The following is a 13,646-nucleotide window of genomic DNA, read 5'->3' as shown; positions in this document are numbered from 1 at the left end:
GCGAGTTGCTACTTGGTGAGGTACTCGGGCCCGAAGGCCTGCGGGAGCATCCGGGACAGGGGGAGGATTCCCTCCGGGGTCTCCAGGAGCAGGTCCGGGCCGCCGAACTCGTACAGGAGCTGCCGGCAGCGGCCGCACGGCACCAGGACCTCGCCCTCGCCGTCGACGCACACGAAGTGCGTCAGCCGGCCGCCGCCGGTCAGCCGGAGCTGGGAGACGAGCCCGCACTCGGCGCACAGGCCGATGCCGTAGCTGGCGTTCTCCACGTTGCAGCCGGTGACCGTGCGGCCGTCGTCGACCAGGGCGGCGGCGCCGACGGCGTAACCGGAGTACGGGGCGTAGGCGTGGGCCATCGCCTCGCGGGCGGCGGTGCGCAGCGCGCCCCAGTCGACGTCGGTCACTTGCCCTGCCCCTTCCGGTACGGCATGCCGTCCGCCTTCGGCATCCGCAGCCGTTGCGCGGACAGCGCGAGGACGACGAGGGTGACGACGTACGGCGTGGCGGAGACGACCTGGTTGGGGACCTCGTTGGTACCGGCGTACCAGGCCGTCATCCCGGCAGCCGCGAGCAGGAGCACTCCTGCGGCGTATCGCTTCACGACCAGCAGACAGAGTCCTCCGACGACGAGCAGGACCGCGACGTAGGGCAGGGCCGAGTCGAGCCGGGACTGCATGTGGCCGTCGGCCTTCTCCCAGACCGCCATCACCGCCGCGAAGACCAGCGCCACCGCGCCGACCATGTACTTCTTCTTGAGCAGCACGCCGACGGCGGCGATCACCAGCAGCAGCGCCACCAGCAGCAGCAGCGCGTGCACGTTGGCCGAGCCGCCGCGCAGGTTGAGGCTGTCGGTGTAGCCGAAGAGGCCGGCGCCGATGGCGAGGCCGCCGGGCATCCAGTTGCCGAAGATCATCGCGGCGAGGCCGATGTAGCCGCGGCCGCTGGTCTGGCCCTCCAGGTAGAAGGGGTTGGCGACGATGGAGAGGAAGACGCCGCCGAGTCCGGCCAGGCCGCCGGAGATGATCACGGCGAGGTACTTGTACTTGTAGACGTTGACGCCGAGGGACTCGGCCGCGATCGGATTCTCGCCGCAGGAGCGCAGGCGGAGGCCGAACGGGGTGCGCCACAGGATGTACCAGCTGGCCGGGACCAGCGCGACGGCGATCAGGGTCAGCCAGGAGACGTCGGTGACCAGGCCGCCGAGCAGGCCGGCGAGGTCGGAGACGAAGAACCAGTGCTGGTTGTTGAGGCTGTCCAGGCCGCTGGAGAGGCCCGGGACCGAGAAGTGGCCGAGCGAGTCGACCGGCGGGGACTGCTTGGCGGAGCCGCCCTGGTGGCCCTCGAAGGCGAGCGGCGCGAGGTAGCGGGTGGCGCCGAGGGCGAGGATGTTGATGGCGACGCCGGAGACGATGTGGTTGACGTTGAAGGCGATCGTCACGACGGCGTGCAGCAGGCCGCCGAGCGCGCCGCCGACGATGCCGACGAGGACGCCGGTCCACGGGCCCCACTGGAAGCCGGCCCAGGCACCGAACCAGGTGCCGAGGATCATCATGCCCTCGAGGCCGATGTTGACGACGCCCGCGCGCTCCGCCCACAGGCCGCCGAGACCGGCGAGGCCGATCGGCACGGCGAGCTGGAGCGCGGTGGACATCTGGCTGACGTTGGTGATGCCGTTGGCGCCGGTGACGAGGCGGACGAGGGAGGTCAGCGCCAGGGCTCCGGCGATGACCAGCATCAGGACGGGCAGGGACATCCGGCGGCCGGTGGGCGCCGTGGGCTGCAGCGACGGCTGGTTGACGTCGGTCGCTGTGGTCGGGGCGGTCATCGGCCGGCCACCTCCTTCTCGGTGTTGTCGGTGGCGCCGAGGACGTGTCCGGCGGCCAGCTCGGCGCCCACCCGGCGCTGCTGGCGGCGCAGGCCCCACTCGCGGACGGCCTCGTAGGAGACGACCACCGCGAGGACGATCAGGCCCTGCATGATGACCGCGATCTCCTTGTCGTAGCCGTGGAAGTCCAGCTCGGGCGAGGCCTTGTCGAGCCAGGCCCACAGCAGGGCGGCGAAGGCGATGCCGACCGGGCTGTTGCGGCCGAGCAGGGCGATGCCGATACCGAGGAAGCCGATGCCGGTGGGGAAGTTGAGGCTGTAGGTGTGGGTGTCGCCGAGCAGGATCGGCAGGCCCGCGAGTCCGGCGAGTCCGCCGGAGATCAGCATCGCGGTGAGCACCATCCGCTTGGGGTTGACGCCGCTGGCCGCGGCGGCGGACTCGGAGGCGCCGGAGGCGCGCAGGTCGAAGCCGAAGCGGGTGCGGTTGAGGACGAGCCAGTAGCCGATGCCGAGGACGACGGCGAGGATCACCAGGCCGTAGATCTCGCCGGCGGCGCCCATGTCGATGCCGGGGACCCAGCCGGACTCGTGCATCTCGCCGGTGGTGTTGTTGTTGCCGATCTTGACGCCGAAGACGTCGGGCAGCCACAGGTAGCCGATGACGGCGGTGGCGATGGAGTTGAGCATGATCGTCGCGACGACCTCGCTGACCCCGCGGGTCATCTTCAGGACACCGGCGATGCCGGACCAGAAGGCACCGGTGAGCACCGCGGTCAGCAGGAGCAGCGGGATCTGCAGGGCGGCCGGCAGGTCGGCGTGGGCGCCGACGATCGCGGCCGTCATGGCGGCGAGCTGGTACTGGCCGTCGACGCCGATGTTGAAGAGGTTCATCCGGAAGCCGATGGCCACCGCGAGGGCGGCGATGTAGTACATCGACGCCTGGTTGACGATCAGGACCTGGATGTCGGAGAACCCGGCCTGCTCGAACATCAGGGCGAACGGTTCGACCGGGTTCTTGCCCGACGCGATCAGGACGATCGCGCTGAGCACGAAGGCCACGGCGAGCGCGATGACCGGTCCGGCCACCGCGAGGAGCACGCGCTCCTTGTCGAACTTCTTCATCAGCGGGCCTCGCCTTCCGCACCGGAGCCGGCATCGCCCGGGGTCTTGTCCACGCCCCGGCCGGCGTCGCCCGGGATCTTCTCCGCACCGGGGCCGCCGTCGCCCCCGGCCTCTCCCGCACCGGAGCCGTCGCCGTCCTCGGCCCCTCCCGCACCGGAGCCGTCGTCGTCCTCGGCCCCTCCCGCACCGGAGCCGTCGTCGCCCGGAGGCTCCTCGTGCTCCAGGTGGCCGCTGGCGGCGCCGGTCATCGCCGAGCCCAGTTCCTCGGGCGTGACGGCGGCCGGGTCGGCGTCCGCGACCAGCCTGCCGTCGTAGATCACCCGGAGGGTGTCGGACAGGCCGATCAGCTCGTCCAGGTCGGCGGAGATCAGCAGCACCGCCAGACCCTCGCGGCGGGCCTCGCGGATGTGGTCCCAGATCGCGGCCTGCGCGCCGACGTCCACGCCGCGGGTGGGATGGGCGGCGATCAGGAAGCGCGGCTTGTGGCTCATCTCGCGGCCGACGATCAGCTTCTGCTGGTTGCCGCCGGACAGCGAGGCGGCGGTGACGTCGATGCCGGGGGTGCGCACGTCGTACGTCTCCACGATGCGCCGGGTGTCCTCCTGGGAGCCCTTCGGGTCCAGCCAGACGCCCTTGCTGTTGGGCTTCTCGGTGACGTGGCCGAGTATGCGGTTCTCCCACAGGGGCGCCTCCAGGAGGAGCCCGTGGCGGTGGCGGTCCTCGGGGATGTAGCCGACGCCCTGCTCGCGGCGCTTGCGGGTGGGCAGCGCGGTGATGTCCTGGTCGAGGAAGCGGATGGTGCCGGAGTCCGCGTGGCGCAGGCCGATCAGCGCGTCGACCAGCTCGGTCTGGCCGTTGCCCTCGACGCCGGCGATGCCGAGGACCTCCCCCGCGTGGATGGTGAAGGAGATGTCGTCCAGGAGGGCCTTGCCGCCGGGGGCGGCGAGGCGCAGCGTGTCGACGGTGAGGACCGCGCGGTCGGTGACCGTCGACTCCGCCGTCTCCGGCGTCGGGAGTTCGCTGCCGACCATCAGCTCGGCGAGCTGGCGGGGCGTCGTCTCGGCGGGGACGGCGGTGCCGACCGTGGTGCCGCGGCGGATGACGGTGATCTCGTCGGCGACGGAGAGGACCTCGCCGAGCTTGTGGGAGATGAAGATGACCGACAGGCCCTCCGACTTGAGCTCGCGGAGGTTGTCGAAGAGGGCGTCGACCTCCTGCGGAACGAGGACCGCCGTCGGCTCGTCCAGGATCAGGGTGCGGGCGCCCCGGTAGAGGACCTTGAGGATCTCCACGCGCTGGCGGGCGGCGACGCCCAGCTCCTCGACCAGGACGTCGGGGCGTACGCCCAGGCCGTACCGCTCGGAGATCTCCTTGATCCTGCGGCGGGCCCGCGCGCCGATGCCGTACAGCTTCTCGCTGCCGAGGACCACGTTCTCCAGGACCGTGAGGTTGTCGGCGAGCATGAAGTGCTGGTGGACCATGCCGATGCCGCGGGCGATGGCGTCGGCGGGCGAGGAGAAGGTCACCTGCTCGCCGTCGGTCGCGATGGTGCCCTCGTCCGGTTTCTGCATGCCGTAGAGGATCTTCATCAGCGTCGACTTGCCGGCGCCGTTCTCGCCGACGAGGGCGTGGACGGTGCCCTTGCGGACGGTGAGGTGGATGTCGTGGTTGGCCACGACGCCGGGGAACCGCTTGGTGATCCCGGCGAGTTCGACGGCGGTCACCGATTCGTTGACCGCCGCTTTCGCCGGAGGGCTGCTGGACGCGTTGATGGCGCACTCTCCTGGGGACGGGGGCCGTCTACGCGCGTAGCGCCCCTACGGCATCTCAAAGCGGCGGCGGCACATCGACACGACGGGGTACGAGGAGGAGACCCGCAGGCTCCTCTCCGTACCCCGCCGAGCGGCGCAACCGGCGCGGTTACACGCAGTTCGAGGTGGTGCTGGTGGTGCTCAGCTGCTCTTGACCTTGATCTCGCCGCTGATGATCTTCTCCTTGGCCGTCTTGATGGCTGCCTGGAGCTCGGCGTCGTCCGCGAACTTCGGGTTGGAGTCCGAGAGGCCGATCTCGCCGGACTTCAGATCGCCCCGAACGATACCGGTCTCCGGCTTGCCGTCCTCGACCGACTTCGCGAGGCTGTACACCGCCGACGCGACGTCCTTGGTGGCCGAAGTCAGGATGGAGTCCTTGTACTTGGCGAGGGCTTCCTGCTTGTACTGGTCGGAGTCGACGCCGATCGCCCAGATCTTGTTGGCGGCGGCGGCCTCGATCACGCCCTGGCCGGAGAGTCCCGCGGCCGCGTACACGACGTCGGCCTTCTTCTCGATCTGGCCCTCGGCGGCGGTCTTGCCCTTGTCGGGGCTGGCGAAGCCGCCCTCCTCCGCGGTCTGCGTGAGGTACTGGGCGACGACCTTGACCTTCGGGTCGGTGTCCTTGACGCCCTGCTCGTAGCCGGCCTGGAACTTGTGGATCAGCGGGTTGTCCACACCGCCCACGAAACCGACCGTCTTCGTCTTGGTGCTCTTGGCGGCGGCGACACCGGCGAGGTAGGAGGCCTGCTCCTCGTTGTAGACCAGGTCGGCGACGTTCTCCGCCTCGATGGTGGCGTCGTCGACGATGCCGAACGTGGTGTCCGGGTACCGCTCCGCTGCCGCCTTCAGGGGCGCGGCGTAGGCGTAGCCGACCCCGACGACCGGGTTGTAGCCCTGCTTGGCCAGCGACACGAGCCGCTGCTCCTTGTCGGCGTTGGTCTCGCCGTCGGTGGGCTCGATGGCGGCGGTCTTGTACCCGAACTCCTTCTCCGCGCGCTGGAGTCCGGCGTGCGCGGCGTCGTTGAAGGACTGGTCGCCCTCGCCGCCGACGTCGTACGCGATGGCGAGACCCTTGTCGCCGTCGTCCGACCCGGAGGAGGTCGAGGTGCCACCGCAGGCGGAGAGGGCGAGGGCCAGGGAGGCGGTCGCTGCGCCTGCGACCGTGATCCGGGAAATCCGGCGCATGTCTGGTGCTCCTGTCGTACAAGCGCCGGGGACGGTTCGGCTGCGGCGCTGGCTTCGCCGCAGATTAACGCGCGTAGACCTGCCTGAAAACCCCTTCTGTCCACCTTGTTATAGGGCCGTGAGCAAGGCGGCGCGGACGGGCCCGGAAGGCTCGCCGGGCGCAAACGAAAGGTGGCGGAGGGTGACCCTCGGGGCTCGGGAGCGGAGGCGATTGGACACTTCGGCCCGGGCGACACGCCGCGCGGACGGCGCGTCGCCCGGGACAAAGTGCCCAGTCCCGGTTCTACTCCGTCTTCACCTTGATAGTGCCGTCGACGATGGCCGCCTTGGCCTTGTCCACGGCCTCCTTGGCACCCGGCACCTCGGCGAACTTCGGGTTGCTGTCGGACAGGCCCACGCCGTCGGACTTCAGGTCGAAGGTCCTGGTGCCGGTCAGCGGCTTGCCGTCCTCGACCGACTGGGCCAGGGCGAAGACCGCGCCGTCGATGTCCTTGAGGGCGGAGGTCAGGATGTAGTCCTTGTACGCCGCCAGGGCTTCCTGCTGGTACTGGTCGGAGTCGACGCCGATCGCCCAGATCTTCGCCTTCGCGGCGGCCTCGATCACGCCCTGGCCGGAGAGGCCCGCCGCCTGGTAGACGACGTCGGCCTTCTTCTCTATCTGGCCCTCGGCGGCGGCGCGCCCCTTGTCCGGGCTGGAGAAGCCGCCCTCCTCGGCGGTCTGCGTGAGGTACTGGGCGACGACCTTGACCTTCGGGTCGGTGTCCTTGACGCCCTGCGTGTAGCCGGCCTCGAACTTGTGGATCAGCGGGTTGTCCACACCGCCCACGAAACCGACCGTCTTCGTCTTGGTGGCCTTGGCCGCGGCGACACCGGCGAGGTAGGAGGCCTCGTTCTCGGCGAAGACGAGGGAGGCCACGTTGTCGCCCTCGACCACGGAGTCGACGATGCCGAAGGAGGTGTCCGGGAACTCGGCCACAACGGCCTTCATCGCCGGGGCGTAGGCGAAGCCCACGCCGATGACCGGGTTGTAGCCCTGCTTGGCCAGGGAGGTCAGGCGCTGTTCCTTGTCGGCGTCGGTCTCGCCGTCGGTGGGCTCGATGGCGGCGGTCTTGTACCCGAACTCCTTCTCGGCCCGCTGGAGACCGGCGTGCGCGGCATCGTTGAAGGACTGGTCGCCCTCGCCGCCGACGTCGTACGCGATGGCAAGCCCCTTGTCGCCGTCGCCGTCACCGCCGCCGCTCTCGCTGCTGGTGCCGCCGCAGGCCGTGGCGGCGAGTGCGAGCGACGCGGCCCCCACCGCGACGCGGGCCAGTCTCGATGTCCGACGCATCTGAAGTTCCCCATTCTCCAAAGCCCCCAGCGGGCGCTCGGTTCGGCGCACATTAACGCGCGTAGAAACCCTTGGGAACGGGGTCGTGCGGGGCCGTTATCCATTCGTGCCGATGGCCGGTTACGCCCTTGTGAACCATCGTTTCGAAGGGGCGCGAAAGGGGTGCGAAGGGAATGCGGACGAGGGTGAACGGAGTCGAACGGAGGCGAACAGAGGTGTACGGGCGGGTACGGGTGTCCGAGGGCGCACGGGCGGGTACGGCCTGCCGCGGACGGGCCGCGGCAGGCTCGGGAGCGGCCGGGTCACGGGCCCGGGGCGGTCACTGCACCGCGTCGATGAGTACCGCCGCGGTGAACATCTCCACGCCGACCGTGATCGCGCGCTCGTCGACGTCGAAGTCGCCCTGGTGCAGGTCGCGGACCGTGCGTTCGCCGGGCGGGCGGACGCCGAGGCGGGCCATCGCGCCGGGCACGTGCTCCAGGTACCAGGAGAAGTCCTCGCCGCCGAGGCTCTGCTCGGTGCCCTCGACGGAGTCGGTGCCGCGCCGGGCGGCCATCGCGGCCTGGAGGAGTTCCGTGCTGGTGACCTCGTTGACGACCGGGGGGACGCCGCGGACGTAGGTGATCTCGGACTTGGCCCGGTACAGGTTGGCGATCTCGTCGATGGCGCCCACCACGAGGTCGGGCGCCTGTCGCCAGGAGTCGAGGTCGAGGCAGCGCACGGTCCCGGCGAGTTCGGCGTGCTGCGGGATGACGTTCGGGGCGTGCCCGGACTCGATACGGCCCCAGGTCAGGGCGAGTCCGCTGCGGCTGTCGACGCGCCGGGCGACGAGCGGGGGCACGTCGGTGACCACGCGGGCGGCGGCGGTGACCAGGTCGGTGGTGAGGTGCGGGCGGGCGGTGTGGCCGCCGGGGCCGTCGAGGGCGACCTCCAGCCGGTCGCAGGCGGAGGTGATGGGGCCGACCCGCAGCCCGATCCTCCCGGCGTCCACGCGGGGGTCGCAGTGCACGGCAAGGATGCGGCGCACCCCGTCGAGTGCGCCGCCCTCGATGGCGTCGGCCGCGCCGCCGGGCAGCACCTCCTCGGCGGGCTGGAAGAGCAGCCGCACGGGCCGGGGCAGCAGGCCCTGCTCGTGCAGGGCGGCGAGGACGAGGCCGGCGCCGAGGACGACGGTGGTGTGCACGTCGTGTCCGCAGGCGTGGGCGCGGTCCGGCACCCGCGAGCGGTACGCGCACTCGCTCTTGGTGTCCGGGATGGGCAGGGCGTCGATGTCGGCCCGCAGGGCGAGCATGCGCGGTCCGCCGGACCACTGTCCGGAGTCGGTGCCGGTGCCGATGTCGCAGACGAGCCCCGTTCCGATGGGAAGCACGCGGGGCTTCAGGCCGGCCCGCTCCAGCCGTTCCTTGATCGCGGCGGTGGTGCGGAACTCCTGGTTGCCCAGCTCGGGATGCATGTGGAGGTCGTGGCGGAAGGCCACGAGCTCCGCGCGCAGCGCCTCCGGCAAGGTGCCGGGCAGCGTGGGTTCACCGGGAGTGTCGGCCTCGGACTCTGGGGACATCAACACGTTCACCCTCTGAAGGGTAGGACGCCGGGGTGGCCAACTGTCCCTCGATCAACAAAATTTCAGCCCGTCAGGGGAAGAAAGTTGGCCGCTCGGCGCATGGCTCTCAACGGGGGTGGGTACACTCACCCGTTTTGTGGCCTCGGCACCCGGCTCCGTCTTCCTGTTCACTTGCTCCCCTCACGCATACCACGCTACGGCTGGGCCACGCCGGAGCCGTCCGCATGGCGGCCCTCCGCGCCGGGGCCCGGGGCCCACGCCAGGGGCCGTTGCCCTCAACGGCTGTGGCGGGCCGGACCCGCACCGGCCCTTTCCGGTTCCGCCGCCCCTCAGCCTCTTCCGGCAATCGCTCGGAATACAAGCACCGGGCCCTGGACAGCTACAGGTGGGACGTGCCTCCGAGCGCACCGTCGGAAGGGGCAGAAAAATGGCAGACCCGAGTCGGCAGGTGGTCCGTGAACTGGTCGCACGCTACTCCGCCAAGATCATTTCGGGAGAGCTGGAGGCCGGAAGCGAGATGCCGGCACGGCGCGAGGCCATGCATCGGCACGAGACATCCCGGCAGACCATCGACAAGGTGTTCAGCACGTTGAGCGAGCGAGGCCTGATCGATGTGCTGCCCGGGCCACGCCGGGCCCGCGTCGCCGACATCCGTGGCTCGCACTGCCTGGAGGGAGTCCGTCACCGCCGGGCCGCGTTCCGCCTGCACGCCGCGTTGGACGCCGCGGCCCGCGCCGCCGGCGCACCGGTGGAGGTCCTGGGAGACGTGAACATCGTCCTGCCGTCCCGGCTGGTCGTGCCCGACCTGGTCGTGGCCGACGCCCACGCGGCCTCCGAGGATCCGGCCACGATCGACGTCGAGGCGGTCCGGCTCGTCGTCGAACTCGCCGCCCCGGGCGACCGCACCGTGGAGCGCAAGGGCAGTCGCGCACTGTACGCGGAGGCCGCCGTCCCGCATTTCTGGTGTCTGAAGACCGAGTCGGCGCCGACACTCACCGTCTACGAGCTGAAGGGCGACCAGTACGTGGAGCGCTCCGTCGCCTCCGCGGGCGCGACCGCTCATCTGGACGCGCCCTTCCCCCTCTCCGTCGATCCGCTCGGGCTCGTGCGCCAGTAGCCGGCAGCGCCGGGCGCGGCTCCCGTCGGCTACCCCGCCCCCGTCACCGCCGAGAGCCGGTGGACGTCGCGGGCCGAGCCCGTCACGCCGGACAGGAAGCCCCGGGCCCGCGGGGAGGCGGTCTCGGTGAGCCAGGCGGGGTCGATGTCGCAGACGGCGACGCGGACCTCGGTACCGGCCAGGGCCAGCGGGAGGGTGTGGACGACGGTGGAGGGGAAGCTGAGGACGGTGCGGCCGACCGGGCCGCGGCGGGCGATCAGTTCGAGGGGCAGGTCGGGGCGGACGATCTGCAGCCCCGTCTCGACGGCCAGCCGGTGCAGCTTCTCGGCGCTCTCGCGGCGGTGGGCGAAGTAGCGGGCCGCACCGTGGGCCTTCGCCAGGCCCCGCACGGCGTCCACGTACCGGTCGGCGTCGACGACTCCGGTCTCGACCAGGGAGGTGCCGACCATGTCGGCGCCCTGGGTGACGCGGGGCGGGCCGAAGCGGGCGCGGGTCCAGCCGAAGTCGTTGGCGGTGACGGTGACGCCGTCGGGGACGTCCTCGATGGGCATGGAGGAGAAGACGGAGACCTCGCGGTCCGCGGCCGGGGTCAGCCGGTGCCGGGCGGAGCGGGACACCGGGGCGAAGAGCAGGTCGCGCGGGCCGGGGCGGCTGCCCTTGCGGTGCCAGCGGACCAGGCGTTCGCCGTGGGCCAGCTGGGTGACGAACTCCATCGTGGCCGTGCCGTCGTCGACGACGACGAGGTCGTGGGCGCGGGTGATGGTCAGCAGCAGCTGCACGTAGCGGGAGAAGGGGTCGCCCATGACGATCCGTTCCGCCCGGCGCAGTTCGGTGGTGAGGCCGCCGACCGTGCGGAAGGGGGCGGTCGCCCCTCCTCTGGCCTCCTCCCAGCGGATCTCGTGGCCCTCCTGGCGGGCCAGTTCCGCCATGCGGCGCAGCTGGCCGCGGGTCATCGGGTCGACGGGCGAGAGGACCACGAGGGTGAGCTCCGCGCCGGGTGCGCGGGTGTGCGCCCACTCCAGCACGTTCAGCAGTTGTACCGGGCTCTCGACGAAGGCGAGAGTGCGGGGGCCGGCATTCCCGGCGCGGGGGCTCATCGGCGTAGGACCGTCCCGTGGTGAGGGCCTGATGGGGGTGTCGAGACCCGGCGCCGGACAGGGCGTCCGGCCCCGGGTGTCGTACTGGGGTCAGACCGTGACCGGCTCGCCCGCGGCGGCGGCGATCTCCGCCTCGGCGACGACACCGGTGACGCGGCGCAGCTTCTTCATCGGGCCGAGCTCCGAGTCGTAGACCTTCTTGACGCCGTCGCCGAGGGAGGCCTCGATGGTGCGGATGTCGCGCACCAGGCGGGTCAGGCCCTGCGGCTCGACGGAGGCGGCCTGGTCGGAGCCCCACATGGCGCGGTCGAGGGTGATGTGGCGCTCGACGAAGGTGGCGCCGAGGGCGACGGCGGCGAGCGTGGTCTGCAGGCCGGTCTCGTGGCCGGAGTAGCCGATCGGGACGTTGGGGAACTCCTGCTGGAGGGTGTTGATGACCCGCAGGTTCAGCTCCTCGGCCTGCGCCGGGTACGTCGACGTGGCGTGGCACATCAGGATGTTGTCCGAGCCGAGCACCTCGACCGCGTGGCGGATCTGCTTCGGGGTGGACATGCCGGTGGAGAGGATGATGGTGCGGCCGGTGGCGCGCAGGGCGCGCAGCAGCTCGTCGTCGGTCAGCGAGGCGGAGGCGACCTTGTGGGCGGGGACGTCGAACTTCTCCAGGAAGGCGACGGCCTCGGTGTCCCACGGGGAGGCGAACCAGTCGATGTTCTTGGTCTTGCAGTACTCGTCGATCTGGCGGTACTCGTCCTCGCCGAACTCCACGCGGTGGCGGTAGTCGATGTAGGTCATGCGGCCCCAGGGGGTGTCCCGCTCGATGTCCCACTGGTCGCGCGGGGTGCAGATCTCCGGGGTGCGCTTCTGGAACTTGACGGCGTCGCAGCCCGCCTCGGCGGCGGCGTCGATCAGCTTGAAGGCGTTCTCCAGCTCGCCGTTGTGGTTGATGCCGATCTCACCGGTGACGTAGACGGGGCGGCCGGGGCCGGCCTCGCGGGTGCCGAAGCTGCGGATGCGGGAGTTCGTGCTCATGCTGGGGTTCCTTACTTGGACTGGGTGAGCGTGGGGGTGGTTTCGACAGGGGGGTCGAGGGCGTCCAGGGACGGGCCCAGGAGCCAGGTCGCGACCTCGCGGATCGCGCCCTCGCCGCCGGGGACGGTGGTGACCGCGCGGGCCGCGCCGCGTACGGCGTCGTGGGCGCTCGCGACCGCCACGGGCCAGCCGACGAGGGCGAAGCACGGGAGGTCGTTGACGTCGTTGCCGACGTAGAGCACGCGTTCGGGCGCGATGCCCTGTTCCTCGCACCACTGCTTGAGGGCGAGGTCCTTGCGGTCGATGCCGTGCAGCACGGGGAGCTTGAGCTTGCGCGCGCGGGCGGCGACGACCGGGTTCACCTCCGTGGACAGGATCAGCATCGTCAGTCCGCTGCGGCGCAGGGCGGCGATGCCGAGTCCGTCGCCGCGGTGGACGGAGACGAACTCGCGTCCGTCGGAGTCGATCAGCACCCGGTCGTCGGTCTGGGTGCCGTCGAAGTCGAGGACGACCGCGTCGACGTCGTCGGCGGTCGGCAGGGCGCCGGGCCGGGCGGCGTCGAAGTGCGGCGCCAGGGCGCGGGCGCGGGCCAGGTCGTGCGGGTCGTCGACCTCCAGGACACGGGCCGGGTCGGTGCGGACCAGTTCGGTGCGGCCGAAGAAGCGGTGCCCGTGCTCGCGGAAGCCGGGGGCGGCCATGGCGTAGGCGGCGCCGGTCTCCAGGAGGTCCTGGGGGCGGTCCTGGCGGCGGGGGCGGTACGACTTGTCGTGGTTGACGCCGTAACCGCCGGAGTCCCGGCCCGCGCCGTCCTCGGACGCCTCGTCCGTGCCGTCGCGCCACACGAAGCCGTGGAACGCCGCCACCGTCACCGCGGTGTCCGCGCCGCCCTCGGCGACCGCGCCGGCCACGCCGTCGATGTCCTCGCGGACGATGAAGGGGCTGGTGCACTGCACGAGCAGCACCACGTCGACGGCGGCGCCGTGCAGGGCCTCGTGGGTGTCCATGGCGTGCAGCACCGCGGCCTCGGAGGTGGCCGTGTCCCCGGCGATGGCGGCGGGCCGCAGCACGACCTCGGCGCCGGCCTCGCGGGCCGCGGCGGCGATGGCCTGGTCGTCGGTGGAGACGACGACGTCCGTCACGAGGCGGGTGGCCCGGCACTCGCGCACCGCGCGGACCACCAGGGGGACGCCGCCGACGGGGGCGAGGTTCTTCGCGGGCACTCCCTTGGAGCCGCCGCGGGCGGGGATGACGGCGAGCACCCGGCGCACCGAGGCGCCCTGGCCCGCTTCCGGGTGGGTCATGGGGTCTGCTCCTTGCGCAGGGGACTGCGGAGAGTTCGGGGTTCGCGGGGAGTCCGGGCCGTGCGGGGCGTCCGGGGTTCGCGGGGAGGCCGGGCCACGCCGGGAGTCCGGGGTCCGCGGGGAGGCCGCGCCGTGCGAGGCGTTCCGGGTTCGCGGAGAGACCGGGCCACGCGGGGAGTCCGGCGCCCCCGAAGAGACCGCACCGTGTGAAACGTCCGGGGTTCCCTGAGAGGCCGGGCCACGCGGGGCGTCCGGCGTCCCCGGAGAGGCCG

General features: G+C 71.5%; 11 protein-coding genes. 1 reads left to right on the top strand and 10 read right to left on the bottom strand.

Features of this window, described 5'->3' with window-relative positions:
- Positions 1-8 precede the first annotated feature (8 nt).
- The 7 genes from HZS56_RS21630 to HZS56_RS21600 form a co-directional block, all read right to left on the bottom strand.
- Entirely contained in the window at positions 9-401 is a 393-nt protein-coding gene (locus HZS56_RS21630) for a cytidine deaminase (protein WP_216722411.1), read from the bottom strand.
- Positions 398-1,822 (bottom strand): ABC transporter permease, encoded by a 1,425-nt coding sequence (locus HZS56_RS21625; RefSeq protein WP_374201190.1) that lies wholly within the window; start codon positions 1,820-1,822, stop codon positions 398-400. The genes HZS56_RS21630 and HZS56_RS21625 overlap by 4 nt, the downstream gene beginning before the upstream one ends.
- Positions 1,819-2,943, bottom strand: coding sequence for an ABC transporter permease (locus HZS56_RS21620; RefSeq protein WP_216722410.1), 1,125 nt, complete (start codon positions 2,941-2,943; stop codon positions 1,819-1,821). The genes HZS56_RS21625 and HZS56_RS21620 overlap by 4 nt, the downstream gene beginning before the upstream one ends.
- On the bottom strand, positions 2,943-4,667 hold the full coding sequence (locus HZS56_RS21615; RefSeq protein WP_308408120.1) for an ABC transporter ATP-binding protein: 1,725 nt from the start codon (positions 4,665-4,667) through the stop codon (positions 2,943-2,945). The genes HZS56_RS21620 and HZS56_RS21615 overlap by 1 nt, the downstream gene beginning before the upstream one ends.
- 228 nt (positions 4,668-4,895) lie before the next feature.
- A complete protein-coding gene (locus HZS56_RS21610) occupies positions 4,896-5,939 on the bottom strand; it encodes a BMP family lipoprotein (protein ID WP_216722409.1) in 1,044 nt (347 codons plus the stop codon).
- Between the two features lie 283 nt (positions 5,940-6,222).
- Complete coding sequence (locus HZS56_RS21605; protein ID WP_216722408.1) at positions 6,223-7,269, bottom strand: BMP family lipoprotein; 1,047 nt, start codon at positions 7,267-7,269, stop codon at positions 6,223-6,225.
- Between the two features lie 319 nt (positions 7,270-7,588).
- A complete protein-coding gene (locus HZS56_RS21600; RefSeq protein WP_216722407.1) occupies positions 7,589-8,827 on the bottom strand; it encodes a M20 family metallopeptidase in 1,239 nt (412 codons plus the stop codon).
- Positions 8,828-9,257: 430 nt separating this feature from the next.
- Between HZS56_RS21600 and HZS56_RS21595 the strand changes: the two genes are divergently transcribed.
- Complete coding sequence (locus tag HZS56_RS21595; protein ID WP_253914624.1) at positions 9,258-9,947, top strand: Uma2 family endonuclease; 690 nt, start codon at positions 9,258-9,260, stop codon at positions 9,945-9,947.
- A gap of 29 nt (positions 9,948-9,976) precedes the next feature.
- On the opposite strand, the gene HZS56_RS21590 is transcribed toward HZS56_RS21595, so the two are convergent.
- The 3 genes from HZS56_RS21590 to HZS56_RS21580 form a co-directional block, all read right to left on the bottom strand.
- On the bottom strand, positions 9,977-11,044 hold the full coding sequence (locus HZS56_RS21590; RefSeq protein ID WP_216722406.1) for a hypothetical protein: 1,068 nt from the start codon (positions 11,042-11,044) through the stop codon (positions 9,977-9,979).
- A gap of 90 nt (positions 11,045-11,134) precedes the next feature.
- Positions 11,135-12,073 (bottom strand): N-acetylneuraminate synthase family protein, encoded by a 939-nt coding sequence (locus HZS56_RS21585; protein WP_216722405.1) that lies wholly within the window; start codon positions 12,071-12,073, stop codon positions 11,135-11,137.
- Between the two features lie 11 nt (positions 12,074-12,084).
- Complete coding sequence (locus HZS56_RS21580; protein WP_216722404.1) at positions 12,085-13,374, bottom strand: N-acylneuraminate cytidylyltransferase; 1,290 nt, start codon at positions 13,372-13,374, stop codon at positions 12,085-12,087.
- Positions 13,375-13,646 lie beyond the last annotated feature (272 nt).

The organism is Streptomyces mayonensis (assembly GCF_018982965.1).
In the GTDB taxonomy this organism is placed as follows: Bacteria; Actinomycetota; Actinomycetes; order Streptomycetales; family Streptomycetaceae; genus Streptomyces; species Streptomyces mayonensis.
This window is presented reverse-complemented; position numbering and strand designations above follow the sequence as displayed.